Consider the following 24,906-nt stretch of genomic DNA (forward strand, 5'->3'; position numbering starts at 1 on the left):
GCTATTGAGCGGCTACATCAACAAACTGCGAATTTTCAAAGTTCTTGATTTGAGCCTGTAGGATCTGATTTTTCATTGCACCATCTTGCCCGTGATGAATCTCGCGATGGCAGTTTGGACAGATTGCTGCCATCCAAGAAGGAATGTCTAATCCATCATCTGATAATTGGCGAATGTGATGTGCTTCCAAATACGACTTCCCGCCTTTATTTAAGAATGGTGCCGCCTTCCCGCATGATTCGCAAATACCTTTGGCACGGGCTAAAACATAGGCTTTAACGTCTTCGCTACGCTTGTATAAGTTCTTTTTTGAAACCACAGGTGCAGTGCATACTTTGTTTTCAACGGCGGCGTAAGCACGCTTTCTCATCTCGTCCAGGCTGATATTTTCGGTGACTACGATTTCACTTGATTCATCCTGGAGATGTGCGGCTACCACTGACGAAGGCGTCAAGTGAAATTGTATTAATCTCCTCGGATTGCCTTCTGTATCTGGTCCGATCTTTTCGTCGTCGCATCCTGCGCACACAAACGTTCCTTTAAATCGGTAGATTCCACTTTTCTTTGTGGAGGCAAAGAGGAGTAATTCTTTCCCATCGTTGATATGGTCGCGGATCGCACGATTTCCCCTGAGGAACTGCATGGGGCCAACCTGGCCTTCACCTGTGTAGATGAACAAGCCGTTCTCGTCGTAGCCGTCATGGTAGCCGTGCTGTTCGCCAGCTTCGCTCGTAAACAGAAAGATATAAGGTGCGCTCGCCGGCGTGGAGATTCCGCCTTGCTGCTGTCCACCGAACTTTTCGTGGATATCCCTGCGACGGCTATAGAGTTTTTCGAGTTCGAATGCCACGATCATTCTTCATTCTTGATAATTTCCAACATATTAACTTAAGGCAATTGAATTTATGCAACATTTTGCCGGTAAGTATCAAGAAATGAAGATGAGTGGTATCTAGTGTCTGCGGCACAGCGCTTGCCGCCATTGGCTTTCTATAACGCAGCGACAGCCTCCGCGACTCCATCAACCTCCCGCGCTGGATGAGCACATTTCTTCATAGTGCAAAGGTGGGCCCGGTGTTCGCTGCTTTCCCAAGACAGTGGCACGCAGACAACCGAGCGTCCAGGAAACGTCAGTTAAAATCGACGTAATGCGAACAAGTATCCAAAATCCCTACAAAAAAATAGGGGAAAAGAATACTTGTTGAATTTTTAGCATTGAGGATTTATACTAAGTCTACCAATTCCCTACTTTAAGATCGGGTTGACGGTAACTTATGAAGAAAATCGAATTGATCCGCAAGCTCTCGGAGCTCGATAGGCGCGGGGTGTATGTCCTGGCCCGACGCGACATCGAGAAGCTCTTCCCTGACGAGGGCGAGAAGGCGATGGAGAAGTCCTTGCAGCGGATGGTCGCCGACGGCCTCCTGCAACGAGTGGCCAAGGGGCTCTATCTGAACCCGGCCGCGACGAGCAAGAACCGCTGGATCGCCGAGGAGATCGCCAGGGCGCTGCGCCCTGGATGCCTCTCCTACGTCAGCTTGGAGTCGATCCTGTCCGAGTATGGGGCAATCTCGCAGATTCCAATCAACCGGATGACGGTGATGACGACCGGCAAGAGTGGCGTGGTCGACACCCCCTACGGAATGATCGAGTTCACGCACACCAAGCGGGGAGCTGCGCAGATCATCAAGCGCACGCTGCAGGCCAAGGGCCGGCCGCTTCGGATCGCCACTAGGCAGGCGGCGGTCCGGGATCTCTTGCGCGTGGGGCGCAACGCCAACATGATCGATCGCAGCGAGCTCGAGGACGAATTACAAGGAGAAAACGCATGAGCGAAGACCAGCAGGATTTCAACGCGCTTGTCGACCTGGCCATGGCCAACCCGGGGCTGTCGGCGATGCGGCCGGTGGTGGAGAAGGAGCTGCTGCACTACGAGATTTTCCAAGCGCTCGATGCCGAGGGATTGCTCAAAGGGCTGGTGTTCCAGGGCGGCACCTCGCTGCGGCTGTGCCGCGGATCGGATCGGTTCAGCGAGGACCTCGATTTCGCTGGCGGCAAGGACTTCTCGGCCGACAGCATGCAGAAGATCAAGGAGTGCGTGGAGAAGCGCATTGGCGAGCGCTTCGGCCTGAAAGTGACGGTCAACAATAAGCCGGCCAAGGCCGGCGACGACGGGATCAAGCATGTCCGCGTCGACAAGTGGTGGGTCTCGATCGAGACCTCACCGGAAAATCCCGCGATGCCGAGACAGAAGATCAAGCTGGAGATCGCGAACATTCCTGCCCACACCCGCGAGCTGCTGCCGCTTCGGGCCAACTACGACTTCCTGGCCGGCATGCCCACGGTGCTGGTCAACGCCGAATCACTCGACGAGATCATGGCCGACAAGGTGCTGGCGTTTCCAACCTCGCTTCTGGACAACCAAGGTCAACCGGTGGGACCTGACTCGGCCAAGATCCGCCACCGCGACATCTGGGATCTAGCCTGGATGGCAACGCGCGGCGCCAAGCTAGTCCCGGACCTGGTGCTCTCCAAGATCGAGGACTACGGTGTGGTGGACTACCTCGGGCTGTTGGAGGCCGCGATCAAGCAGATTCCACAGATCGTCAAGAGCCCTGAGTTCACGGCGCAGATGACACGCTTCGTCGCTTCGTCGACGGTCGCCAAGACGCTGGCCACCGACGGCTACGCCGACTACTTGGCGACGTCGGTCGGAGGCTTATTCATCCAGATGCGGACTGCGCTTTTCAAGAGTGGCTATGAACTTTGACTTTTGAGTAATCAACCGAGTCGCGAAATATCAGCTTAGCCATTGCAATGTCGCCTGCGGTCAACGGCCGCACATTCTCTTCAACGACATGATCTTTTACGGAAGAACCGATGTTGTCGGCGTCGGTCTGCGCTCCTTCCAGCTTCACGTCAATACTCTCTTCATGAGGATCGCTGGCATTGTCAGCTTGTTTTGAACAGCAGAATGCCCTCTCCGGTGTCTTATGATTACCAGCGAATAAAGCCAAGCGTCCCCTCAATTCAGGGCTGCACCAGCGGCTCCGCTGCCGCGATACGCCGCAGACGGTCGCCTTCGGAACGCGCCTCGACCAATAGTTGATCCCAGTCGTCCGGAGGATGGCCGCTCTCCAGCATCTTGCGGAACGCCCGGTAGGCATCGTCGCTGCTCTCGTAGGCGCGCTTGGTGCCCTCGTCGCTCACCCACGCGTAGACGATCACTTTGCTTGGCCCATGGTAGCGGAAGAACAGCCGGTACTGCTGGAAGAACTTGGCTCGGAACCAGTGCTTGTGGTCTTCGCCGAGGGTGTTTCCCTGCCGGTATTCGGCCCGCGACGGATCTTGCGGAATCACCTCGAACGCCAGTTCGGCGATTGCTGCCAGCCGCTTGCTGGCGTTCTTTTTTGTGTATCCGGCGGGATCTTTTTGCTTGAGTGCCTCGACCTGCCGCATCAGCGTTTCAATTTGCGCAAGGAATAGCGGGTGAGCGAAAACTGTTCACCCGTTGACGACCAGGTGCGCAGGTTTGCCGCCGGTCATTCATCATCTGCCGGCAAGGCGGCATCCAGATCGACTTCAACACTGCCGACCAGCGACCGAATGCGTTGCACGAAATTGGCGTCGACGGCTTGGAGTCGTTCCGGATGGCTGGCAATGTCGCGGGCCAGAAAGCCCAGGAACTGCCCGAGCACCGGGTCCTCTTCCCCGGCCGCTTCCACGCGGGAGAGTACGACCTCACCGCCGGGGCGGATCGTGTAGTGAATCTTGTCCCACTTGTTCAGCCTCAGGGCGCGGCGAACGGTTTCCGGCACCGTTGTCTGGTAGCGATCGGTCAGGATCGATTCGACTTCAAGGGTGGCAGTCATGGCGCACTCCAATCAATGGGATGGATGACATTCATGGCAATGCATTTGCATTGCCATGTCAAAACAAGCGCATTGCTTCCAGCCGTCACATCGAGGATTGAATTTGCAGAAGAAGCCAAACTATAAACGCGCGATCTACAATTTAAACTTCTAATATATTGATTTATATAAGTTTTCGGTATGAATTTAAATATTCACGAAATATACCGAAGGGCCCCTATGCTGGAACTGCCAGACGACGCAACCCGCCAGAAGACTGTGTGTGGGCACAGGCATCAAAGCCATGGGGTAAAGAGACGAAAACATATGAATCTATCAAAGCAGTATAATTCCATTGGATAGTAATGTTTTTTTATACTAATCAATGGAAATACAATGGATTTCTCTCTATCACTTCCAAGTGAGATTTGCACCGAGCTAGGCGCCCGCGCCAGAGCGCGCCGCGTGCAGATGAACATCAGCGTCGAGGAACTGGCGCAACGCATAGGCGTGTCTGACCAGACCGTCAGTAACTTCGAACGTACCGGAAAATGCACGTTAGCCACTTTTGTGCGCATACTTGAATCGCTCAATGCGACGCCGGACCTGAACGACGTCCTTGTTCCAGAGACCCGCAGCATAGAAGAAATGCGCGCAAAATCTGCGGCGGTCTCTCGCCAGCGCGCTTACCGCAAAGCGAGGAGCACGCCATGAAAGAGCTCAAGGTGATGTACCAGGCGCGTGGCGAATCGCATTGGCTGGGCACGCTGGCCGATGACGGCCGCGACGTCTTGTTCCAATACGCACCAGATGCGCTTGGGCGTGGTTTCGAACCGTCCCCGCTGCGCTTGCCCTTGCGTCCCAACGCGTATCCAGACAAGCAAACCGATTACCTGCAGCTATTGCGCGTACCCGGGCTGGTCTATGACTCTTTGCCAGACAGCTGGGGTTTTCGCCTGATGAATCGCCGACTGGCGGCCACGGGTATCGATGCAGATAAGGTTTCCATCCTGGACCGCCTGGCCTACCTGGGCCAAAACACCATGGGTGCGCTGACCTATGAGCCCGCCAGCGAGAGCCTGGTCGACAGCAAGGATCTGGTGCTGATCGACCTGGCAAAAGAAATACAAATTCTGCTGACCGATGACAGCCATGAGGTGCTGGATGAACTGGCCAGGGCTGGAGGATCGCCCGGGGGCGCAAGGCCAAAAGCCGTGGTCAGCTACAACCCGGATAATGGGCAGATGAGTACCCGGGTGGGACAGGTAGCTGACGGCCAGCCTTGGCTGATTAAATTTCCGGCAAAGGAAGACCAGAGCGACAGCTGTGCGTTGGAAGAACTGTATGCGCGCATGGCGCGTCGATGCGGGCTGGGCATGGGGGCGACACAATTTTTTGAATTACCAGATGGCGCCACCGCATTTGGCACTAAGCGCTTTGACCGCGAACAAGGTCAGCGTGTCCATACGCACTCACTGGCAGGAATGCTGCACGTGAATTTTCAGATCCCGTCGCTAGGTTACGGAGAATTCATGCGCGCCACACGTCGCCTCACCCGCGACGCCAGGGAACTGAAAAAATCCCTGCAACGCTGCATCTTCAATGTGCTGATGAACAACCGGGACGACCACGCCAAGAATCTGGCATTTCTGCTGAATGCACACCAGGAGTGGGAACTGGCCCCGCCGTTTGACCTGACCTATTGCCCTGGCTACCAGGGCGAACACTTTATGGACGTGGCCGGCGAAGGCAAAAACCCGACACGCGCACATGTGCTGAAGGTAGCGCAGACCGGTGGGTTGAACGATAAAGATGCCGAAGACCTCATTGACGAGATGCTGGATCTGATTACCGATGCGGTTCTCAAAACTGCTGCGAGCGAGTTGCCTATCTTGAAAAAAACCATGGCTGCAGTGGTCAAGGACATCGATGCCAACCGCATGAAGCTTCGATAAGTACTAAAGGTGGGGTAGGGTGGGCACGCTTTTGTGCCCACGCGGAAGCGCTACAGCGTGGGCACAAAAGCATGCCCACCCTACTTCTTGACAAGCCAGGCGCGATAGCATCCCCTTTACTCACAGAGAAGTCTGAAGAAACATAATTTCAATATGAGCTTATCCACAAATTACTATAGTTTGCGTCTCGAACTGACGCGCATCGAACCTTTGATCTGGCGCCGTTTGCTCGTGCCAGTCACGATCACCTTGCCTAAACTTCATCGTGCCATTCAGGGCGCCATGGGCTGGACCAATTCGCATTTGCATCTATTTCATATAGGCGATGAACTGTACGGTGAACCTGATCCGTATGGCGAGATGCTTCTGATCGACCAGAAGGGAATCAAGCTATCGTCCGTGCTTGCCGGGAGCGTGCGTGAATTCGTCTACGAATACGATTTTGGCGATGGCTGGATACATCGGGTAGTGGTGGAGAATCTGCAAGAGGCGCATCCTGCGTGGAGTGGCTCGCTTTGCGTGGGCGGTCAACGGGCATGCCCGCCGGAGAACGTCGGAGGAATCTACGGCTACGGTGAATTCGTCGGCGCCATCGCCGATTCCAAACATGAACAGCATGTCGATATGTTGCGCTGGGTCGGCGGTGCATTTGATCCGGAAGGATTCGATATTAACTCCGCAAACTTACGTATCCGTCGACTGAAGGGGTAGCTCATCGAACTCCTGTTTGGCCTCATCAGGCCGAGGCAACATGCCGTTGACCGCCACGAAGTACTCGGGATTGGCAACGAAGAAATCCTGCAGGGCGGGAAGATCGTCTTCAGTTAACCTTCGGGCTTCAAAGTCTGCGGCACCGAAGAGCCGCTGCGATGACGGAGGTGATGGAATCATGCGCGCTAATGTGAGGTAAAGGTTATTTCGAAAAATCGGGCGGCGAACGGGAGTTTAACGCGGCCATAGGAATATTTTTGTCATATCCAACCGCAAGTGAAATTTAGTGCTTGTTCCGGAACTCGCCTTCAAGTCCCTTGCAATTATTTTGCTTGCATTTGTACCAAGCTACATCATCAAAGGAACAGTCGCCATTTAAATTATCTTTTGTAAATTCACAATCTATGAATTCACATTCGACAAATTTGGACCCCGAGAATGCAGTGCCGCGAAATGTGCAACCCTTGAACTTCACCTGCACAAGGATGGCCAGGTTAAAGATCCCCCAATACCATTCGCAATTTTCAAATGTGCAGCCGACAAAAATCGAGTCTATGCTGCCGCCCTCGCTGTCTATGTCAGCGAAGTTGCAGTAGCGAAAGACACAATCTTCCCAACTGGCGGGTTTTGTTAAACGGGATTCAAATCTTTCGGTCTCAAACAGCATATTGGAGTGGCATTCAAGTGTAAAAGTGGATTGAGTGCTGCTTTGCAATGTTGACATCGTATCAGCAGATTGGTTTATTGCGCGATTGCCTCGTCAAGACAGTGCGCGGCCATCCGTCGCCTTCGGTGTCGCGCTGGAGGCAACTTCTGCTTAAAGCCATGAAGCAAACCGCCGCAGACGCCAAAGCCACGGCGGGGAGGTTATCGATCAGGTCCATTGCACTATTTTGATCGGTTATATCCAGTACAAATATATAAATTTAATCGTCTATAAGCGATCAATAAAAAGATTTCCACTGATCTTTTCTATTTACATGAACGGATTACAGGTGTTCGGCACAGCTTACAAAAAACTGGTTAAACCCGATATAATCTATAGTATTGAACGTTTATAAGCGATAAAATAAGTATAAATTGATCGGGTATAACTGTTCAAGATGTATTAATTCAACCGGGTGTAGACTATCAAAATGGACATTCAAAAACTGCGGCTGTCGCAAGTCGATAGTGCCGTGAAACAGGCATCTGTGCCGTCGCGCCCGTCGATCGGCTGGATCCAGACCATACGCACCGCATTGGGCATGACGACGCGTCAGCTGGCTGCGCGCATAGGTGTAACGCAGAGTACCCTGGCTGAACTTGAAAAATCCGAAGCCGCAGACAAGATCACGCTGCACTCACTGCGGCGAGCGGCTGACGCCATGGACTGCGATCTCCAATACGTCCTTGTACCACGCAGTTCCTTGAAAAAGCGCGTTGAGAATCAGGCAGAAGCTATCGCACGTCAGCGTGTCAGCCGCGTCTTCCATACGATGCAGCTAGAGGACCAGGCGCCTACGCAGAAAGTGGATAAAAAGGAAATTTCCAGAATGCAAACCAGTTTGCTGGCAACAAATTGGAAGCACTTATGGGAGTAGGGCTCGGCCAACAGCATGCGCCAGGCGCTACCCCATTGGATCCGGACGAACTTGCTGGCTTGATCCCACGGCATATCACGCTCAAGCGTGAGCTGGATGAATACGAACAGGCCAACATCCTGCAGGCGCAGGCATGGGCGGAGTCTCGCATTCGAAAAAATATGCTGAACGAACGCGATCTGCGTCAGCTACACAAGCGCATGCTCGATAAGACCTGGCGATGGGCGGGGACATTTCGCAAGACTGAAAAGTCCATTGGGGTGGATCCAGCCAGGATCAGTGTCGACCTGCATAATCTCCTGGAGGATGCAAATGCTGGCGGGAGTTCAACGCCTATCCGATTGACGAGCAGGCTGCACGATTGCACCACAAACTGGTTCTCATCCATCCATTTCCCAACGGGAATGGAAGGCACGCTCGCCTGTTCACGGACTGTTTCTTGCGCTACTGCGGGGTGCAGCCGTTTACATGGGGTAGCGTGAACCTCGTTGATGCGTCAGATACGCGCGCTGCTTACATCGCGGCATTGCGGGCAGCAGATAATAGAGACTATGGTCCGCTCTTGGCATTTGTGCGGACTTAAGCAGGGTTGGGTTAAATCATCATGTGTTTGCCGCCGGAAGCAGCTTTCGTCTAAGCTTCTGAAGCAAGCGCCCGCCGTCATCAAAGCCCCAGCAGACACCGCAGGCGATCCCGCCGGTGACGGCTAGCATCGCCACAGTGTGAACCCCCACTGCCGCCAGCGCCAGCATCAGCGAACCTGATGCGGTGATCTCGCGCGCCGGCGTGTCGGCCATGCACAGCGGGATGAACGCCGGCACCAGCATCAAGCCGGCGCCGTGCGCGGTGGACATCATGAAGGACCAGAGCGCCAGCCCGGCGTGACTCGCCGGTACCCGCGCCCGCCTGGCTTTCCGGCCAAGCAAGTGATACACCACAACGCCCGCCAACAGCACGCCCGCCACGACTTGCAGCGCGCTGCGATCCATACCCAGCCCAAGCGCTACCGCAGCAGCCACCAGCGCGACCGATACGGCGTGCCCGGCCGCAATCGGTGCCAGGGCCCGCAGCGCCTGCATCCGGTCGCCCGACCGCACGCCCCAGGCGACGGCAAACATCCAGCCGGTGGCGGGGTTCAGCCCGTGCAGGGCGCCGACTCCTGCCACCGCCAGCCATGGCCAAAGATTTGACATGATGCGCTGGGATAGCTCACGTTTCAGGTATGCGCGCAGCAGGAAGAAGCGGCCGCCGGTCCCGGTTCATAGCGGTCATGGTGACGCACCCACTCCATCTTGTGCGGTACGTCGCGCTCGCCGCGTCCCTCGGGCGTAAGGTCCATCATGTTGTACGCGCCCATCATCACTTCCACGCCGCGGCCATAGGTTGAGTAGGTGTGGAAAATGTCGCCGGCGTCGTCCTTGTAGAACACGCTGACGCCGGGCGCCTCTTCGTGCGGGAAGGATTGCGTGACGTAGTTGTAGCTGACCTCGCCCTTGGCCCGTTCTTCCGGCGTGAAGCTGATGTTGAAGTCGTAGTTGAAATCGCTGCCGTGCGAGGACGCCCAGCGGAACTGCCAGCCCATGCGCTGGCGGAAGCGTGCGATCTCAGCCAGCGGCGCGCGCGAAATGGCGATTAGCGTGATGTCGCGCTGCGCCAGGTGGACGTTCATGCCGTCCGTATGGTCGGCCATGAATGAGCAGCTCGGGCAACCCTCTTCCCATCCCGGGCCGAGCATGAAGTGCTGCACCAACAGCTGACGGCGGCCGTCGAACAGTTCGGACAGCGTGCGCCGGCCTTCGGTGGTGTCAAACACGTAATCCTTCTCGACGCGCTCCCATGGTAGCGCGCGGCGTTCACGGGCCACCTGGTCATGCAGGCGCATCAATTCCTTTTCGCGCGCCAGCAGCGTCTTGCGCTCGCTCAGCCAGCGCTCGCTGGAGACGACGGGATGATTCTTTATTTCGGAAATAGTGGTGTTCATGATCTGCTCCTATTGATACTTCCTTAAATGATGACAACTCTTGTCCATCCATCACTCGTAGGGTGGGCACTTGTGCCCACGCGGAAATGGCGGGACGCGCAGTCCGGGATGGATAGCCAGGGGCGGCACAGCGTGGGCACAGGTGCCCACCCTACAAACGGTTCAGCCAGCTGCCGGCTGTTCGCGGCGCAGCGCTGCTTGCACGGCTGGGCGGGTCGCGATGCGTTCCTGGAACGCCTGCAAGTGCGGGAACGGCGCCAGGTCGAGGTTGACGAACGCCGCCCAGCGCGTCACCACAAACAGATAAGCATCGGCGATGCTGAATTGTTCACCCAGCAGGAATGGCGTGAAGCCAAGCGTGGCGTCGATCAGCGCATAGTGCTTGCGCAGATGGGCCATGCGTCCGGCGCGCATTTCATCGCTGGTCTCTGGGTAGAACAAGGGCAGGTAGCCCTGGTGCAGCTCTGAATTGATGTAGCCCAGCATTTCCTGCAGGCGGTAGCGTGCCATGCTGCCGTTGGCGGGCGCCAGCTGTGCTTCGGGTTTCAGGTCGGCCAGGCATTGCACCACTGCCGGGCCTTCGGTCAGCACACGGCCGTCGTCCAGCTGCAGTGCCGGCACATAGCCTTTGGGATTGATGGCGAGATAATCGTCGCCGTGTTCAGTGCGTTTGGTCTTGCTGTCGACCTTCACCAGTTCGATAGTCAGGCCGAGCTCGTTGGCGACAATGTGCGGCGACAGCGAACAGGCGGATGGAATGTAGTACAGCTTCATGGTCATGCTCCTTGGATTGGGGTTGTTCAGGACAGTGCCTGAATGCGATGGGCGTACGGGGTCCCTCGGCTATGCCGAAGAGGTAGTCCTGCCCAACGTGCTACTGCGGTGATTGTTAGCTGGCTGCTTTCGGACGCCGCACGGCGCGCACCTTGCCGCTGCCGCCGCCGCCACAGTAAAACAGGCCGGCGCCGTCGGATTCGAGACCGCTGACGTTGGCGCCGGGCGGCATTTCCAGTCGCTCGAGCACGGCGCCGCTGTCCGGATCGACGCGGCGGATTTCGCTCTCGTCGCCTTCCCAGGTGCCGTGCCACAGCTCGCCGTCGACCCAGGTCACGCCGGTGACGAAGCGGTTGGATTCGATGGTGCGGAGGATGGCGCCTGTGGCCGGATCGATCTGGTGGATCTTGCGGTCGCGGTGCTGGCCCACCCACAGGCTGCCTTCGGCCCAGGCCATCCCGGAGTCGTTGCCGTGGCCGGGCGCCGGGATCGAGGCTAGCACCTTGCCGCTGGCGGGATCGATCTTGTCGATGCGCTGCTCGGCGATCTGGTACAGGTGGGTGCCGTCGAAGGCGGTGCCGGCGTCGCAGGGAAGGTCCAGCGTGCGCGTGGTCTCGCCGCTCTCGGGATCGAAGGCGATCAGCCTGGCGCCGGTGGCGGCCCAGACGCGCTGGCCGTCGTGGGTCACGCCGGCTACCTGGTTGACGTCGGCGAAAGGGCCGTATTCGCGCACGATCTCTGCCATGCGCACCTTGGCCTGGGGTTTGTCTTTGTTTGTACTGGCTTTGCGGGTCATGGCTGTCTCCTTGCGGTTGTCTTGTAGCGTGCCTTGAAGCGGCGCCGTAAGACAACTCTATTCCATCTGAAGCGCGGCGGGGAGTAACAAGATTGTCGTGAATCCCGCCAGCGGCGGCGACAGCCAGCGCTGCGTCCGCGCCCGCCCGATGGAACGCACCCGTCCGCTCGCCTCCAGCTCGGCCAACGCGCGTTGGACGGTGCGCTGGCTGGCCCCCAGGGCCAGCGCCAGGGCTGAGGTCGACCAGGCCGCGCCGTCGGCCAGCAGCGCCGCCAGCGATGCCTGGTCGCCGTCTATGGGCGGCGCCAGCAGCGCCACGGTGCGCTCATCGCGCGGCTTGAGCACGAAACCGCGCGCGGTGGCCTCGATCTGCGTCAGTTCTGTGACGAGCGCGCGCAGACGGCCGATCTCGACCCGCAGGCGCGCCCGGTGTGTTTCGTCGGGATGGCGTGTGTTGAATGCCGCCGCAATCAAGGTTTCCCGGTCGACATCGCCAGGCCACGCCTCGGCCAGCGCGCGCACCAGGGCGAACAATACCGGCCGCCGCGCCAGCGTTTGCCAAGCGTTGCCGGCACCGACCCCCAGCCCGCGACGGCAGGCATCAACTACCAGCGCATCGGAAGCCAGCAGCGTTGCGACCTCGTCAAGACGCAGCGTCTGCTCGCCGCCGGAAAACAGGCGTCGGGCGGCGGGACGTTCAAGCGCGGCCAGCGCCTCCGCCACCTCGGCCAGCAGCGCCGGCACGCGCGCGCGACCGGCCGCCTCCTGCGCGCGGGCCAGCGCCGCCCGCGCCGGACCTATGCGCAGCGAACGCAGCGCCAGTTCCGCTACAGCCAGCTCTGCCACCGCGGCCAGCGACGGCGGCAGGCTATGTCCATCGAGTTGAGTCAGTGCCGCTTCGGCTTCGTCAAGGCGGCCGAGCAGCAACAGCTTGCGCGCCGCGATCAGCCTCGCCTGCAACGCATTGGCGCGATCGCCATGCGCTTCCAGCGTGGCCAGGGCCGCCGCCAGCGCGCGCGGCGAGCTGCCGAGGTCGCGCACGGCCAGCGCCACTTCGGCCTCGGCGACGATGCAGCGAGCGCGCGACAGTTCCTCATGAGCGCCGAAGCCGCGGGCAGCCCGCCGCAGCAACTCACGGGCGCGCGGATGCTCGCCCAGCTGAGCCATGGCGATGCCGCGCAAGGCCAGCGCCGGCGGATCGTCGCGCAGGGCGACACGCTTGAGTGCGCCGAGCGCATCGCCGGCGGCGAGAGCCCGCGCGGAGGCGGCTATCAGGGAATCCATGGTGACAGGATACACTGCCGTGCTGGTGAGATTGCTGCCGTCGACTGCGCTTTAACGCTTTATCCGCTGATTTTTTGAAGGAGCCAGACGGTCTCCGTTGATGCAACTTTCCCCTTCAATCCGCCCGCCACGTCCCTGATCTCAACGGACGTCAATTGGTAGGTAGCGCCATAATGCTGCCTTACTTCATCCTCGTTCACTGAAAACGGCGGACCGTCGATCTTCGATTGGTCGTACACGTAAGCGACCAGCAGCTGCGGCGCCGCACCGGTTATTTGCATCAGGTGTGCGGCATATTGCTTTCGCATGTCTGCCGGCAGCGCAACCAAGGCGGCGCGATCATATATCGCATTTATTGGGCCAAGATATTCCGCGGACACGTCAAAAATATCGCCCACCCATATGTCGATATCGTCAGCGCTGTAGCGGGTCAAATTCCCCACTTTGGAGATGTTCGGCGCCAACCCGAGTTCTTTGAACAATTCGTCAATTGCTTGTCCGCTCAACTCTGCGCCGGCAACGCGATAACCGTTGGCCAGCAGCCATGCGATATCGCGTGTCTTGCCGCACAACGGCAGGAATACGCGGCTGCCCTTTGCCAGGTTTAACTTTTCAAAATGCGCTGTCAGTAACGGGTTTGCCTCGCTTTGATGGAAATTGATTTCGCCCCGTTTCCATTTTTCATGCCAAAAACTAGCTTCCATATAGGCTCCTTAAACTCTTCATAAATAAATAACATCCTACCAATTTAATGATTTAAGTCATGTACTAAGTTGTATGCAGTGCAAGGATACGAGTTAAAGCCAACTTTAAGTCAAGCCTTATTGCTGCAGATGAAATAATGGATATGACACAAGACGAACGAGAGCAAGCAAGATAGGCGGTTTTTTGGCCGTATATGGCGCCGTTGCACGGTTTTATTAAAAACGTCAGCCCTCTCTAAAAAAAGGCGACTGAAAACAGGAATGAGCCGCAGGAAAAAATCAAGAGGTGAATGATGAATGGAAAACATATGGGGAGCAGTTTCGATGACTCTCTTAGAGAGGATGCGACTTTGCAGGAGATAGCCGCCGTGGCCGTTAAACGTGTGATTGTGTGGCAAATTGCAAGTGAAATGAAGAGGCAAAAAATAACCAAGACCGCGCTGGCCCGTGAGATGCATACCGGTCGCGCTGCTCTAAATCGCTTGCTGGATGAAAGCGATACGAGCCTGGCCCTGACTACGCTAGTGGGTGTAGCGGCGGCATTGGGCAAGAAAATCAAGATAGAACTGGTTCCGGCCTGATTTCGAGCATGACTTTGCCGGGGATGGCATGTGAAGCCCTCTTCTCCCCGACAAGCCACCTCTTCTGCTACCCCACCTTGGTGAACTTCCAGCTCTGGTTGCCGCCGCCATTGTCATCCCACAGCGTAATCGCAGATACATTGGTAGTGCCGTAGCTGGTGGGCGACGTGCCCGAATTGTTATCGTCGATGACGCGCCCGCTCTGCACACCCTTGATCCCGTAGCTCACGCCATCCGGCCGCGGCACCAGCGCGAACTGCTGGTTGGCGCCGCCGTTGCCTTGCCAGATTTCCAGCGCGGCGCCGTTGTCGGTCTTCTGGCCGGTCACGTCCATCACCAGGCCGCTCTTGATGTTGGTCAGCTGCCAGTTGCCGCTGGAAATGGTCAGCCGCCATTGCTGCTCCTGGCCGCCGGTAGCAGCGGCGATGCCGAGCCGGGTGCCGGCCGTCGTGCCGCCCTGGTAGACGCCCAGCAGCAGGCTGCTGATGGCGCTGGTGATGGTGTAGACGCCGTTGTTGACGATGGCCGGCAGGAAGCGCCACTGCTGGCTGAACGGCCATTGCTGGCTAGGGTTGTCGGCCGGATTGATGATGACGTTGGCGGATGCGCTGGTGGACGAGATCGAAGTCGGCGCCTTGGATGCGCCATTGATGTCCAACAGCAGCTGGCTTTGCTTGCCGGCCAGGGTGTAGATGCCGGTGCTGACGCCGGCCGCTTTCCAGCTCTGGTTGGCGCCGCCGTTGGCCGCATACAGGATCACCGAGGAGCCCGCCGCCGTGCTGTTGTTGGCGACGTCCAGCGTCGCGCCGGTGCTGGCGTTGACGATCTTCAGGTTGCCGAAGCTGTCGGTGCTTACTGTCCAGCCCTGCGTCGCGGCGGCGCTTAGCGGCTGCACGCCGGGATAGGTGTAGGCCGATCCCGCCACCGCCGGCATCACGTCCAGGTACAGGCCGCTGTTGACGTTCTGCAGGAAATAAGTGTTGGCGGCAGGCGGCGGCACCGCTGCCGTGCTGGCGGGGCCGGTGATATTCTGCGGCATGCCGCTCGCACCATAGAAACTCAGGCTGCCTGCGCTGCCCTGGATGAACTCGAACACCACGATCGTATTGCTGCCGCTGGTCAGCCACACGCCGGGGCAGTACAGCCGCTTTTGCGGACCGGCGGCGGTCCAGTAGCGGCCCAGGTTGTAGCCGTTCACGAAGACATAACCGCTGCCCCAGGAGGACATGTCGATATACATGTCTTGCGGCGTCGCGATGTTGACCGTGGCTTTGGCAAAGAACGGCTGGCTGCCGGCAGGCGCGGTTGCGCTGAAAGTGAGCGCCGCGACCTGCGCCGCCGACAGGGGCGCGAGCGCCATGCTCCAGTTGATCAGCGCGGCGCCGTTGGCGTAGACGTTCAGCGACAATCCCTTGCCTTCGGCATTCATGCCGCCGGCGCCGAAGTTGACCCGTCCGAACGGCATGCAGACGATCTGCAGCGTGGCATTCGGCGCGGCGTTGCTGATGGTCAGCGATGTGGTTGGAGATAGTGCGCCGTTGGACGCCGTATTTAGCACCTGGCTGGAAGCGCGCACGCCGTTGACGAACACCAGTGCATAGTCAGGAGCGCGGTCAAAGGTGATGGTGAAGTTGCCGCCGGATGCCGGCAGTGTGGTTTGGTAAACCGCCACGCCGGAGGGATACACACCCGCGCTGGCCGGCTGGTTCTTGTTCAGCGCCATCGCCATCGCTTCCATGGTTTGCGGCAGCCGGTTCTGGATAGTCAGGTTGAGGCCGGGCAGCAAGCCGCAGTAAGTCAGCTGGCTGCTCGGCACCGCCGCGATATCGCCATCGCTGATATGCGGGATGCCGGCCGGCGTGGCGGCAAACGGCACGCTGTACGACGCGTTGGCGACGTAGGCAGCCTGGATCGGCGAAAAGTTAGGATTGGCGCCGCCGGATTCCGAGACCGGCGCGCCGTAGTCGTAGGAGGTGATGGTTCCCTGGGAGCTGGAATCGCTGACGCCGTTGGAGCCGGCGGTAAACCCGAAGTTGGTGCCGCCGTGCGCTACATATAGTACAAACGAACACTTCGACGTGGTCAACGCCGTGACCTGGCTCACAAAATCCCCTACATGCAAGGTCTGGCTGGCGTCTCCCCAATGGCAGATCCAGCCCGGATAACACTCCGCCCCGAACGCGCCTACGCCGTAATTACCGGCGGCGGTCGCATAGTTGCCGGCCGACGCGCCGTCCGCGGTCATGCCGTAGGCGGTGTTGGTCGGCAGGGTGATATGGTTGTTCTTGAAGCCGTTGGCATAACCGTCGCACACGCAGAATTTTTCTGCATAACCGAGCGCCGTCCATTGCTGCGCGATCGCGTTCGGATAAGTGCCGTCGTCGGGCGACCAGGAAGTGTACTCATTCTCCACCGCCACCAGCATGATCGGACCGCCGGCCGCCAGGGTGCGGCCCTTCACCACATTGTTGTAGAGCGCGGTGTTCCAGCTGTTGACGGCCGCCATGTAACTGGCGAAGTTGCCGCGGATCTGCAGGTTGCCGGCGCTATCCCTGAATTGCGGATCGGCCAGCATGCGCGGCGGCAGGCCACCGAAATCCCATTCGGCGCAGACGTAGGGGCCGGGGCGCAGCAGCACCCACATGCCGTTCTGCGCGCACAGGTCGATGAAGTGGCCCATGTTCTTGTCGGGCGAGCTGAAGTCGAACGAGCCGTCGGACAGTTCGTGGAAATTCCACATGAGGTAGATCGAGATGGTGTTGCAGCCCAGCGCCTTGATCATCTTGATGCGGTGGTCCCAGTATTGCGAAGGGACACGCGCCGGATGGATCTCACCACCGAAGAACTGGAACGCCGAACCGTCCATGAACCAGTTGCCGCTGCTGTTCCAGGAGAGAGCGTGGTTGCCGCCGCTGGCGAACACGGCGTTGCTTGCATCGCCGGCAGCGGCAAAGGCTTTTGCGCTCGGCGAATTGGTTGGCGCGCTGTCCTCGCCGCCGACACCGCAAGCTGCCAGTAGCGGCGTGACTACTGCATAACCAAGGAAGTCTCTTCTTTTCATGGTCTGTCTCCTTTTTATGAATCTGTCGTCGTTTTTTTGAAGCTACGTCACCTGCTGAGAAAGATTTTCTGGATGGTTTTGTTGCGGTAGCGCGTATCGGGAGGATGGCGTGTCGGAGTGCCGGATTAATGATGCGCCGATTGTATGAGGCACCACGGCAGATATCCAATGAAGTTTCTCATGGCAGCGATACCGTATTGGGTATTGATTGCGTGGCTTGCGCGGCGTGTTTTTAGGCTGGACTGGCGGGAATCGGGAGTGGTTAATGTGAAAGAATATTCGGCAATGACATGTGCGAGTTTGTACACATTCGGTAACCCGCATTGTAGGCGTATTTAACATTCAACCCGTGGTGAATGTTGGATTGCGTGGCGTCGGGAAAACAAGACGCACGGGTAGGTTTGCCCATCTGAATTTACTTGTACGAAACCTTCTCCATAGCTCCCAGAAAATGATGAACAAGAAAAGATCGCTAAAATGCACCGCAAACATTTTTGAATGTTCATCGGCTGGTCAAAATAGGTAGTTTGCGTGCATTTCAGGTTGTCGCCGATGAGCTTGCCGCTGCAGCCTGCGGTATTGTACTTTTGACGATGCGTTGTCCTTCCATGGTCGCGAGCTTAAACCTGCGAATCATTGGGAGATCCAGCTAGCTTGCAGCGTTTGTCGCAGGCTTTGGCGGCACAGGATGTATTTCTTTGGCAGCGTTGATCAGGTCTTCCGGTTTGCCGCTCCACTGAGGCAATTTGGCCGGAGGTAATGGCAGGACGTTGTCGAGATTAGGAAAACGCAGATCTGAGTCGTGTTCCAAAGCTTTCTTGAAGACTCGATAACGATCAGCTCGCGAGTTATCAACACCAGCAGGCGCGAGACCGTCAACCTTTTGGAATTCGCCGCGTAAATAGTCAGCCGATGCGGCGCTCCCGAACTTCACTCCCTCGTGAAAATAGTGCAGGGCTCGTGACTTGTCCTTTTGAATGACGTCATATTCGATCCCCAGTGCTTCGGCAGCATCACCGTTACCCTGCGCAAAAGCGCATTCAAGCATTTTGAGGCCGATCACTTCATTGCTCCAGCGTTCACGCTCGGGCTCATCTTTTTCTAATACCGCATTCAAACTGCGTCCGATCGTAAATTGCGCAAAACTGCTGCCCATGTCGGCGGCCTTTTGCCAAAACGCCCAGGCTGCAGTCGGATCTTTTTTGACGATAAAGCCGTCAGCATAATAGTTGCCCATCACTGCGTAAGCCAGCGGCACACCCATACGCATCGCGTCCTCGGTCAAGGTCATCGCCGCGTTAGGGTTGCGTTCTACAAGTATCTTTTTGGAATCCTTCAATCCCCAAACACCGGTCTGGTAGAGGGTCGCCAGATTGTTCATGGCTTTCCAATGCTTACGCTCTGCGGCCTTTGTGTACAGTTCGATGATGCGTGGCCAGTTGCGGTCGTCCTTCCACAGATCAGGTGTATCTAACGCCAATGCTTCCTGATACCAGATATCAGCCTCCCGGTCCAACGGTGGTGCTGCCGTCAGTTCACTCTTGCAAGTGAATTCAGTGCGATGCGGATGGAACAATTCAGGAATGTGGTTGCGAGGCAAATCGTTGTCCATAGAACAGGCCGTTTGAGAAAGTGGAAGGCAAATAAGAAAGAGCGACAGGTAACGGCGCCAAGTGCCGCTAGATAGTGTGGTCAATGAGGTCATGCAGTAGCTTCCCCCGTTTCGGTAGTGGCGGCAGGGGCTTGCGCCAAACGAACACCGAATCCGGTGCCGCCGCGTGAATCAGAGAATTTGACAATATGATTGTCAAGACGATCAATTCCGTTGCTGTTTTTTGCCGCCTTGTCGATAACAGCAGCGTTCTTTTTCATTTTCTTGGACCAATCCCCGTGAGTATCTTCTAATTTAGTTCCTGTGGCATCTCCGCCATCTAATTCGCCTCCGGCTAAATTAGCCCATACCTTTTGTCGCATTGTCCTCGGCAAGGTTTTATCCATGCAAGCGATGTTGATTTCGCTGTCCCCAGCCATGCTGCGTAAATTCAGATTGGCGCTGCCTAGCGTGAAGAAGGCGTCGTCAATAATCATCAATTTGCTGTGAATATAGATTTCTCTGCATTTGCCTGTGCCGCCTTGCGTGTACAGTTTTCCGATCAACACTTTGATGCCGAGGGCCTCCAGATCGGCGGCGCTGACTGGTGGCCGGTTAGCCGAGTCTAAAACATCGCCGGCTCCGATTCGATTGCCGATTTGCGTGCCAAGATCGGATTGGGCGCGGCTTTTCACCAACTTCTCAAAAAAAGAATCGTCTGCCTTCGGCTGCATGTCCCTGTAACTCTTGACACCGTCATCGTATTTCTTGATGCTGGCGCCTTCGCCGAGCTCGGCAACGGTATCGTAAGTGCGCGGCACCATCCCGCCTTTTTCCGGTTCAGGTATGAGGATAAACACATACAGATTAGGAATCGACGGTTTTCCGGGAGCCTTTGCCATGCCCTTGGCATATTTCAAACGCATGGCTTTAAGATGTTCAGCCCAGGGAGTGTGCTGGAAATACTGGTTCTCTATGTAGATGTAGCTACGCGCCTGGCTGGTCGCCAGCCAATAGGCATCCTGAATGGTTTTATCTTTTTCTTCGGGTTGTGTACGAATGATCTGGGAGATATGCTTGTCTGCGCCTGCGGGCGGCGCGAATTGATCTCCCTTGAACCGCGCCCGTAGCGCAGACAGCGATCCTGCGGAAGGAGTCGTATCCCATTCCTTCGCGGCGCGATCCCATGCGGTCGAAAAATTACGATTCAAACAAAATAGAGCTGGTCCCTGTACCCTGATTGCATAGTCGCGGTAGGGTTTCAGGCGTAGGCTGAGATTGGCTGAATCGCTTGTTCCCTCCCATTGATAGCCGCGCAACGGATCGTCGTAAATATGTTCAGGCGTGTCCCAGTAGTCGGTAGTCGAGTTCAGTCCCATCACGTACCCTACCGAGGTGGGACCAGGTAGTTCATAATCGATCAGGATGGGCTTTTGGTGATGCGTCGGCACTCTCTTCAATCCCGCAATTTCAATGGACGTATAACCTTTGGTTTCACCCTTCATGCTCTGTTCAACGGAATCGGCGCTCTGGCAGCGATGACGCACATGTAAATTCGGCATTTTCCCCGTCATGGCTTTTTCCCACCAGTCGACACAGTGTTTCGCGCGTTCAGGCGTTTGGTGGAAGGCGCGGTAATAGTTGGCGAGATCGGGATCGTCCTTGTCATTGAAAGCCCTGACAACGCGCTCGAGATCGGACTTGTTGGTATAACCAGGCAAGTTATTGGCCATCAACCCGAGTTCCTTGCCGACACCGGCGGGATACCACACCATCAATCGCACGATGACACCCTTGGCGGCGACCTGGGATAACAAATCACCATACGTCAGGCCGCGCGGCCAGGTTCCGCCCTGGCGTTTGCCGATCTCCATGCCCGGGTCGAATCCCCAGCAAACCAGGTCGACGGTTTCTTTTGCCGCTTGAATATCTGCAACGATCTTTGGAAATGCGTTCGACGCGCAAACAAAAAAATCCAGATGGTTTGCAGAAATTGGATGATCCCAGGGGTTGTTGATATTTTCGAGCAACCACTGCTTGCTGATATTGGCCTCGCGGGACAATTCATCAATATGAAATTCCCCGGTTCGAAACAGCTTGTTGATATCTGGCGGCATGGTATTCGGTGTCCTTCAAATCGTTGAGAGCGAATCAGTCCCAAGCGGTTTTCGATTTAATAATGCGATATTGGATTACTTTGTGCTGAATCAGTTTATTTTTTTTCCAGGGGTAGAATTTCTGGGACCGGCATGCCGGTTTTCCAGTCCAGGAAAATGGCGATATAACGAGTTTTCTGTATGGTGTCGGCATTCAGCGCACGCCGCGGCAGCGTTCCCACATCAAATACGTAATTCTTGCCTCTGCTCTGCGCATCTTCCAGAAAAGCGCCCCAGTAGTCAGTAATGCCTTTGGTGACATCTTTGAGGGTCGCTGCGTCACTCTTGCTGAAATCGACCTGGTACACGACCAGATCGTTCCCGATTTTGTAGAGGCATGGCGTATCGATTCCATCGGCGAAAGTATCCGAACCGCCAGGTTGCGTGGTTTTCAATTCGATCGGAACACGTGTCCCGCTGACTAGTCCCGTATGCCAGGCTTTGTCATTATCTATCGCCACTGTAAAAATGGGTTCGCCTGGCACGTATGTCGGGATGTTCAACACATATCGGCTTATTTCAGCCAATCCGCGCGGCTCGGTGATGGGAGCGACCTGATATGTTCCTGCCATGTCTTTGCATTCTTTCGGTATGGCGGAAAGCGCCGCTTGCGAAAATGCCATGATGCTCAATGCAAGGAAACCCATGGAAATCTGACGGCAATAGTTCATTGTTGTCCCAAGCTTTGTAATGGATAAAATAATTTCCTGGGGACCTAATCAGGGCCAGGGATTGTTTTTCTACACTTGCGATGTCAGTCCGTCCGATGCGTCGCCCAAATCGCGGAATCCAAGATTAGAGATACGCTGCGGTTCTTCTTTGTTTTCCGGATTCACTGGCAAGGCAAGACTGCTGCCTTCGCTCAATTTCACTTCATATTTACTGGTCGGAACGTGATCTTTCACCACGATGCGCCCCCATTCGTCGGTAACGCCGTGTTCTACCAGAGCGCCATCGCGATACAGTTCATAAGGTTCAGGGATACTGTGACTCTGCCCCGCCAAGGTGTGCAGGTTAAAAACCATTTGTTCTGGCATTTTCACCGGAACCGGCAATTTTGGCGTCGACAGATTGGCTGGTCCCGGCAGACTATGTGTAGCGGCATGCGCCACATAGATGCCGTTTGTCCCATGCTCGATGCCGGCGGCGTTGTACTTGACGTAGCTGCCGCCGCCGTTAATCATCACCTCTTCCTTGGCGACGATGGTAATGCGATTGGCGGTGTGCGTGATATTGAGCTTGGCAAGAATATTGATGCCGTTGGTCAGCGCCTGCACATCAATGTCGCCTCCGGCTGCAATCATCTTCATGCCGGCTTTGTACACGAACAACCTGAAGGTCTGACGGATGCTGGCAAACAGGCTGTCGCCGCTGGCGATGGATAAACTCTTGCCGGTAGTGATCGCGGTGTTCTGAGCGCTGGCGATATGGGTGCTGCCGCTGGTTGTGGATTCGATGCCGGCAGGACTGGCCAGCACCAGGTGCGGTGACGACAGCTCTGGGAAATTGCCATCGCCGCCAGCGCCACTACCCTTGATCGCATCATTCTGCGCCTTCAGGATTTTCGCAATATCGACCTGCTGCCCTTGCTTTTCCTGCGCTCCCGCCTGCTGCGCCATGTCGGCCAGCGTTTCATGCTGGTCGCGCGCAGAGGTGAGGCGCTGCACGGTCTCGCCCATGTCCTTGATATGCGAAGCAGCATTGCCGCGCGCTTCGGTAGTGATCAGCATGCCCTTGGCCGAGCGCACCACGCCGTGCCCATCGGTCCGCAATTCCCAGCCCTCGCCGCGCGCATCCTTGCGGCCTGCATTGTCTTCGATGCGGGTGATATGCCCCAGGCTCAGCTGGCTATGCTGATGATCGCTCTTGAGTTGCGCCTGGATTTTTCCGTTGGAGTCATCCAGGATCAGATGGTTGCTGCGGCCGCCTGGCTGATTGCCGCCGTTGGGGGTCAGCTCGCGGCTCCTGAAGCCCATCAGCGGCTGCTGGGTCGCCAGTTTCCACGGCGGCATGTTGCGCTGGTTGTAGACGCTGCCGGTAACGATAGGCCGGTCTGGATTACCATCCAGCCACTGCACGACGCACTCCGATCCCACGCGCGGAATCGATTTGGCGCCCAGCTCGCCGCCGGCCCATGAGCTGGCGACACGCACCCACGCCGAACTCTTCTCGTCGTTATTGCCGATGCGGTCCCAATGGAACTGCACGCGGATGCGGCCGTATTCATCGGTATGGATGCTGCCCTGCCCTGACGGGCCGACTACCGTGACGGTTTGCGGCGACAGGATCCTGGTGGCGACGCTGTTGAAACCGCGGCCCGGCCGCCATGGAATGCTCTTGCGGATGCAGGTCAGGCGGTTGCTGTAGTCGGCTTTCTGGTCGGCCTGCTGCAGGTAATTGTTGCTCGCAACGTGGTGTACGGAAAGAATCAGGAATTCATTCTTGCCCGCTTCCTCATGGATGCCGAACGGATTGAAGGCAAAATGCCCTGTCAATTGATACCAGCGCCCCGGCAGGACCGAACGGTTATTGCCTGCTGCTTCAAAGTGTTTGCCCGCCGCTTCGATTTCTTCCATGCGCAAGCGCGACAGCTTGTCTGCATCCTGCGCGTTCTTGACGCCGTAGGCGCCGACATATTCATAAGATTCGATGTCGAGCACGTTGCCTTGCTTGTTCAGCGTCGGCACGCCGGCATTGATCGGCACCGGACTCTTGAAATTGAATCCCGACAGCGATACCGAGCCAGGCACAATCTGCCGCACCGGCGAAAACTCGCCGATGCCGTCTTCCTCGGTGGCGCCGCCGTGGCGCTGGAAGCGGATCTCCGGGCCGCCGTCGATGGCCGCTGCCTGGGCGGAATCGTCCGTGATGACCAGCTTGTGGCCTTGCGCGCTGTGCTCGTAGTAATACAGCAGGCCGGCGGCTTCCAGGCGGCGGTGCACGTAGTTGCTGTCGGATTCGTCGAACTGGAAGGCATCGGTCATTGCGGGATCTTCGCCGCTGACGCGGAAATCCCAGTCGGGCAGCGTGCCATAGTCGCTGAAGATGCTGTCGAGCTGCTCGCGCAGGGTCTTGCCGTGGAAAATGAAGTTGTCCTTGCGCAGGTGCAGGTACTGCAGCCACGGACCCAGCCTGGCCTGGTAGAAGCTGATGCTGCCGTCGGTTTTAACCAAACGGAATTCAAAGCAGTAGCCGTTGAAGTAGCGCAGGCTGCCATCGGCGCGCACCAGTTCTACGGTGAACAGCTTGCCCTGCAGGTCCTTGAGCGCCAGGCCAGCGTCATCGGACAGCAGCTCAACGGTGAAGGCGAAATCGCGCGACAGGCTTTCGGCGGCATCGAGCTTGTTGACTAGCAGTTGTGCCTGCGGGCCGTCGTCGTGCGGGAAAGAGAGGCGCAATATACGATCATGCTGCCGGCCTTGTATCAAGGCGGACAGGGATTGAAGCAGGCTGCTCATGAGGGGTTCCCCGAAATGGAACTGCTACCGACAAAATATTATTTTAACAACATATTGTGCGGTTATGGCAATTGATAAATATCCCACAATCATACCTGCTGCCATCCTTAATTGCTAAGGAGAAATGTCTGCAGGCGGTGGATTTTGCAAGAATTCACACTCTTGTTGTATATGAAGAGCAGCCGGCGCCGGCCTGAAAAGACGGTTCTGTTTCTCGGCATGCGGATCTGAAAATAATATTTTATGGCTGGTAACGCTATCAGTTCCGATCTCGCTAGAGCACCGGCTCAGTTTCCCAAATAAAGCCGGGCTACCTGTCAATAATGTCAGTTGATTTCGCCTATTCCTGCTCATATGCTGCATTACAGCATTATTTTGTAGCAGACTACAGCCGCTCAATTTAGCGCCACCTGAACGGCA

The 24,906-nt window shown here is 56.9% G+C and carries 24 protein-coding genes and 1 pseudogene; 8 read left to right on the forward strand and 17 right to left on the reverse strand.

The annotated features are described in order from the left end of the window. Window position 1: 1 nt before the first annotated feature. Window positions 2-850: an HNH endonuclease gene (locus tag CFter6_RS00045; RefSeq protein ID WP_167351326.1), complete on the reverse strand. Its 849-nt coding sequence runs from the start codon at window positions 848-850 to the stop codon at window positions 2-4. 424 nt (window positions 851-1,274) lie between these two features. On the opposite strand from CFter6_RS00045, the gene abiEi reads away from it, so the two are divergent. Beyond that, window positions 1,275-1,832, forward strand: a complete 558-nt coding sequence (gene abiEi, locus CFter6_RS00050; protein ID WP_061538197.1) for a type IV toxin-antitoxin system AbiEi family antitoxin — start codon at window positions 1,275-1,277, stop codon at window positions 1,830-1,832. Continuing rightward, window positions 1,829-2,770, forward strand: coding sequence for a nucleotidyl transferase AbiEii/AbiGii toxin family protein (locus tag CFter6_RS00055; RefSeq protein ID WP_061538198.1), 942 nt, complete (start codon window positions 1,829-1,831; stop codon window positions 2,768-2,770). The genes abiEi and CFter6_RS00055 overlap by 4 nt, the downstream gene beginning before the upstream one ends. Here the strand turns inward: CFter6_RS00055 and CFter6_RS25350 are convergent. The 3 genes and pseudogenes from CFter6_RS25350 to CFter6_RS00065 form a co-directional block, all read right to left on the reverse strand. Then, window positions 2,748-3,017, reverse strand: a complete 270-nt coding sequence (locus CFter6_RS25350; protein ID WP_150118560.1) for a hypothetical protein — start codon at window positions 3,015-3,017, stop codon at window positions 2,748-2,750. The genes CFter6_RS00055 and CFter6_RS25350 overlap by 23 nt on opposite strands. Before the next feature lie 13 nt (window positions 3,018-3,030). After that, a pseudogene (locus CFter6_RS00060) lies at window positions 3,031-3,546 on the reverse strand (type II toxin-antitoxin system YhaV family toxin). Next, complete coding sequence (locus tag CFter6_RS00065) at window positions 3,543-3,872, reverse strand: type II toxin-antitoxin system PrlF family antitoxin (RefSeq protein ID WP_061538200.1); 330 nt, start codon at window positions 3,870-3,872, stop codon at window positions 3,543-3,545. The pseudogene CFter6_RS00060 and the gene CFter6_RS00065 overlap by 4 nt, the downstream one beginning before the upstream one ends. 375 nt (window positions 3,873-4,247) lie before the next feature. Here CFter6_RS00065 and CFter6_RS00070 point away from each other — a divergent pair, with 375 nt between their 5' ends. From CFter6_RS00070 to CFter6_RS00080, 3 genes are all read left to right on the forward strand, one after another. Further along, window positions 4,248-4,565, forward strand: a complete 318-nt coding sequence (locus tag CFter6_RS00070) for a helix-turn-helix domain-containing protein (protein WP_061538201.1) — start codon at window positions 4,248-4,250, stop codon at window positions 4,563-4,565. Further along, window positions 4,562-5,806, forward strand: coding sequence for a type II toxin-antitoxin system HipA family toxin (locus tag CFter6_RS00075; protein ID WP_061538202.1), 1,245 nt, complete (start codon window positions 4,562-4,564; stop codon window positions 5,804-5,806). Before CFter6_RS00070 ends, CFter6_RS00075 begins: the two co-directional genes overlap by 4 nt. A gap of 153 nt (window positions 5,807-5,959) precedes the next feature. Next, window positions 5,960-6,517 (forward strand): plasmid pRiA4b ORF-3 family protein, encoded by a 558-nt coding sequence (locus CFter6_RS00080; protein WP_061538203.1) that lies wholly within the window; start codon window positions 5,960-5,962, stop codon window positions 6,515-6,517. Here CFter6_RS00080 and CFter6_RS25355 read toward each other — a convergent pair. Both CFter6_RS25355 and CFter6_RS00085 read right to left on the reverse strand, forming a co-directional pair. Beyond that, window positions 6,491-6,697 carry a hypothetical protein gene (locus CFter6_RS25355; protein ID WP_150118561.1) on the reverse strand — a complete coding sequence of 69 codons (207 nt, stop codon included), beginning with the start codon at window positions 6,695-6,697 and terminating at the stop codon, window positions 6,491-6,493. The two genes, CFter6_RS00080 and CFter6_RS25355, sit on opposite strands and share 27 nt — an antisense overlap. Window positions 6,698-6,800: 103 nt before the next feature. Then, window positions 6,801-7,241: a pentapeptide repeat-containing protein gene (locus tag CFter6_RS00085; protein WP_082814482.1), complete on the reverse strand. Its 441-nt coding sequence runs from the start codon at window positions 7,239-7,241 to the stop codon at window positions 6,801-6,803. Window positions 7,242-7,653: 412 nt separating this feature from the next. Between CFter6_RS00085 and CFter6_RS00090 the strand changes: the two genes are divergently transcribed. Continuing rightward, window positions 7,654-8,100: a mobile mystery protein A gene (locus tag CFter6_RS00090; protein ID WP_061538205.1), complete on the forward strand. Its 447-nt coding sequence runs from the start codon at window positions 7,654-7,656 to the stop codon at window positions 8,098-8,100. 361 nt (window positions 8,101-8,461) lie between these two features. After that, window positions 8,462-8,683 carry a Fic family protein gene (locus CFter6_RS26200; RefSeq protein ID WP_236904470.1) on the forward strand — a complete coding sequence of 74 codons (222 nt, stop codon included), beginning with the start codon at window positions 8,462-8,464 and terminating at the stop codon, window positions 8,681-8,683. A 19-nt stretch (window positions 8,684-8,702) separates the two neighbouring features. Here CFter6_RS26200 and CFter6_RS00100 read toward each other — a convergent pair whose 3' ends face one another. The 6 genes from CFter6_RS00100 to tmpT all read right to left on the reverse strand — a co-directional run bounded on the left by CFter6_RS00100 (window position 8,703) and on the right by tmpT (window position 13,639). Then, window positions 8,703-9,293 (reverse strand): hypothetical protein, encoded by a 591-nt coding sequence (locus CFter6_RS00100; protein ID WP_061538206.1) that lies wholly within the window; start codon window positions 9,291-9,293, stop codon window positions 8,703-8,705. Window positions 9,294-9,316: 23 nt separating this feature from the next. Then, the gene (locus CFter6_RS00105) at window positions 9,317-10,081 is read right to left on the reverse strand and encodes a DUF899 domain-containing protein (protein WP_061538207.1); all 765 of its coding nucleotides are present in this window, start codon (window positions 10,079-10,081) and stop codon (window positions 9,317-9,319) included. Between the two features lie 162 nt (window positions 10,082-10,243). Further along, window positions 10,244-10,855, reverse strand: coding sequence for a glutathione transferase GstA (gstA, locus tag CFter6_RS00110; RefSeq protein WP_061538208.1), 612 nt, complete (start codon window positions 10,853-10,855; stop codon window positions 10,244-10,246). Window positions 10,856-10,970: 115 nt separating this feature from the next. After that, window positions 10,971-11,651, reverse strand: coding sequence for a Vgb family protein (locus CFter6_RS00115; RefSeq protein WP_082814483.1), 681 nt, complete (start codon window positions 11,649-11,651; stop codon window positions 10,971-10,973). Between the two features lie 57 nt (window positions 11,652-11,708). Further along, window positions 11,709-12,935, reverse strand: coding sequence for a hypothetical protein (locus CFter6_RS00120; RefSeq protein WP_061538209.1), 1,227 nt, complete (start codon window positions 12,933-12,935; stop codon window positions 11,709-11,711). 59 nt (window positions 12,936-12,994) lie between these two features. Next, on the reverse strand, window positions 12,995-13,639 hold the full coding sequence (gene tmpT / locus CFter6_RS00125; protein ID WP_061538210.1) for a thiopurine S-methyltransferase: 645 nt from the start codon (window positions 13,637-13,639) through the stop codon (window positions 12,995-12,997). A gap of 293 nt (window positions 13,640-13,932) precedes the next feature. Here tmpT and CFter6_RS00130 point away from each other — a divergent pair, with 293 nt between their 5' ends. Beyond that, entirely contained in the window at window positions 13,933-14,220 is a 288-nt protein-coding gene (locus tag CFter6_RS00130) for an XRE family transcriptional regulator (protein WP_061542134.1), read from the forward strand. A 67-nt stretch (window positions 14,221-14,287) separates the two neighbouring features. On the opposite strand, the gene CFter6_RS00135 is transcribed toward CFter6_RS00130, so the two are convergent. The 5 genes from CFter6_RS00135 to CFter6_RS00155 form a co-directional block, all read right to left on the reverse strand. Further along, window positions 14,288-17,281 (reverse strand): beta-galactosidase, encoded by a 2,994-nt coding sequence (locus CFter6_RS00135; RefSeq protein ID WP_061538211.1) that lies wholly within the window; start codon window positions 17,279-17,281, stop codon window positions 14,288-14,290. Window positions 17,282-17,930: 649 nt separating this feature from the next. After that, complete coding sequence (locus tag CFter6_RS00140) at window positions 17,931-18,986, reverse strand: SEL1-like repeat protein (RefSeq protein WP_150118562.1); 1,056 nt, start codon at window positions 18,984-18,986, stop codon at window positions 17,931-17,933. After that, window positions 18,983-20,989 (reverse strand): phospholipase D-like domain-containing protein, encoded by a 2,007-nt coding sequence (locus tag CFter6_RS00145; RefSeq protein ID WP_061538213.1) that lies wholly within the window; start codon window positions 20,987-20,989, stop codon window positions 18,983-18,985. The genes CFter6_RS00140 and CFter6_RS00145 overlap by 4 nt, the downstream gene beginning before the upstream one ends. A 95-nt stretch (window positions 20,990-21,084) precedes the next feature. Then, window positions 21,085-21,699, reverse strand: coding sequence for a hypothetical protein (locus tag CFter6_RS00150; protein ID WP_061538214.1), 615 nt, complete (start codon window positions 21,697-21,699; stop codon window positions 21,085-21,087). 69 nt (window positions 21,700-21,768) lie between these two features. Then, window positions 21,769-24,486, reverse strand: a complete 2,718-nt coding sequence (locus CFter6_RS00155; protein WP_061538215.1) for a type VI secretion system Vgr family protein — start codon at window positions 24,484-24,486, stop codon at window positions 21,769-21,771. Between the last annotated feature and the right edge of the window lie 420 nt (window positions 24,487-24,906).

The organism is Collimonas fungivorans (assembly GCF_001584145.1).
Taxonomy (GTDB): domain Bacteria; phylum Pseudomonadota; class Gammaproteobacteria; order Burkholderiales; family Burkholderiaceae_D; genus Collimonas; species Collimonas fungivorans.

Bases quoted from the DNA above. Each gene is read 5' to 3' on its own strand.
- abiEi (WP_061538197.1), top strand. From the start codon at position 1,275: ATGAAGAAAATCGAATTGATCCGCAAGCTCTCGGAGCTCGATAGGCGC.
- CFter6_RS00055 (WP_061538198.1), top strand. From the start codon at position 1,829: ATGAGCGAAGACCAGCAGGATTTCAACGCGCTTGTCGACCTGGCCATG.
- CFter6_RS00065 (WP_061538200.1), bottom strand. From the start codon at position 3,872: ATGACTGCCACCCTTGAAGTCGAATCGATCCTGACCGATCGCTACCAG.
- CFter6_RS00070 (WP_061538201.1), top strand. From the start codon at position 4,248: ATGGATTTCTCTCTATCACTTCCAAGTGAGATTTGCACCGAGCTAGGC.
- CFter6_RS00075 (WP_061538202.1), top strand. From the start codon at position 4,562: ATGAAAGAGCTCAAGGTGATGTACCAGGCGCGTGGCGAATCGCATTGG.
- CFter6_RS00080 (WP_061538203.1), top strand. From the start codon at position 5,960: ATGAGCTTATCCACAAATTACTATAGTTTGCGTCTCGAACTGACGCGC.
- CFter6_RS25355 (WP_150118561.1), bottom strand. From the start codon at position 6,697: ATGATTCCATCACCTCCGTCATCGCAGCGGCTCTTCGGTGCCGCAGAC.
- CFter6_RS00085 (WP_082814482.1), bottom strand. From the start codon at position 7,241: ATGTCAACATTGCAAAGCAGCACTCAATCCACTTTTACACTTGAATGC.
- CFter6_RS00090 (WP_061538205.1), top strand. From the start codon at position 7,654: ATGGACATTCAAAAACTGCGGCTGTCGCAAGTCGATAGTGCCGTGAAA.
- CFter6_RS00100 (WP_061538206.1), bottom strand. From the start codon at position 9,293: ATGTCAAATCTTTGGCCATGGCTGGCGGTGGCAGGAGTCGGCGCCCTG.
- CFter6_RS00105 (WP_061538207.1), bottom strand. From the start codon at position 10,081: ATGAACACCACTATTTCCGAAATAAAGAATCATCCCGTCGTCTCCAGC.
- gstA (WP_061538208.1), bottom strand. From the start codon at position 10,855: ATGAAGCTGTACTACATTCCATCCGCCTGTTCGCTGTCGCCGCACATT.
- CFter6_RS00115 (WP_082814483.1), bottom strand. From the start codon at position 11,651: ATGACCCGCAAAGCCAGTACAAACAAAGACAAACCCCAGGCCAAGGTG.
- CFter6_RS00120 (WP_061538209.1), bottom strand. From the start codon at position 12,935: ATGGATTCCCTGATAGCCGCCTCCGCGCGGGCTCTCGCCGCCGGCGAT.
- tmpT (WP_061538210.1), bottom strand. From the start codon at position 13,639: ATGGAAGCTAGTTTTTGGCATGAAAAATGGAAACGGGGCGAAATCAAT.
- CFter6_RS00130 (WP_061542134.1), top strand. From the start codon at position 13,933: ATGAATGGAAAACATATGGGGAGCAGTTTCGATGACTCTCTTAGAGAG.
- CFter6_RS00135 (WP_061538211.1), bottom strand. From the start codon at position 17,281: ATGAAAAGAAGAGACTTCCTTGGTTATGCAGTAGTCACGCCGCTACTG.
- CFter6_RS00140 (WP_150118562.1), bottom strand. From the start codon at position 18,986: ATGACCTCATTGACCACACTATCTAGCGGCACTTGGCGCCGTTACCTG.
- CFter6_RS00145 (WP_061538213.1), bottom strand. From the start codon at position 20,989: ATGCCGCCAGATATCAACAAGCTGTTTCGAACCGGGGAATTTCATATT.
- CFter6_RS00150 (WP_061538214.1), bottom strand. From the start codon at position 21,699: ATGAACTATTGCCGTCAGATTTCCATGGGTTTCCTTGCATTGAGCATC.
- CFter6_RS00155 (WP_061538215.1), bottom strand. From the start codon at position 24,486: ATGAGCAGCCTGCTTCAATCCCTGTCCGCCTTGATACAAGGCCGGCAG.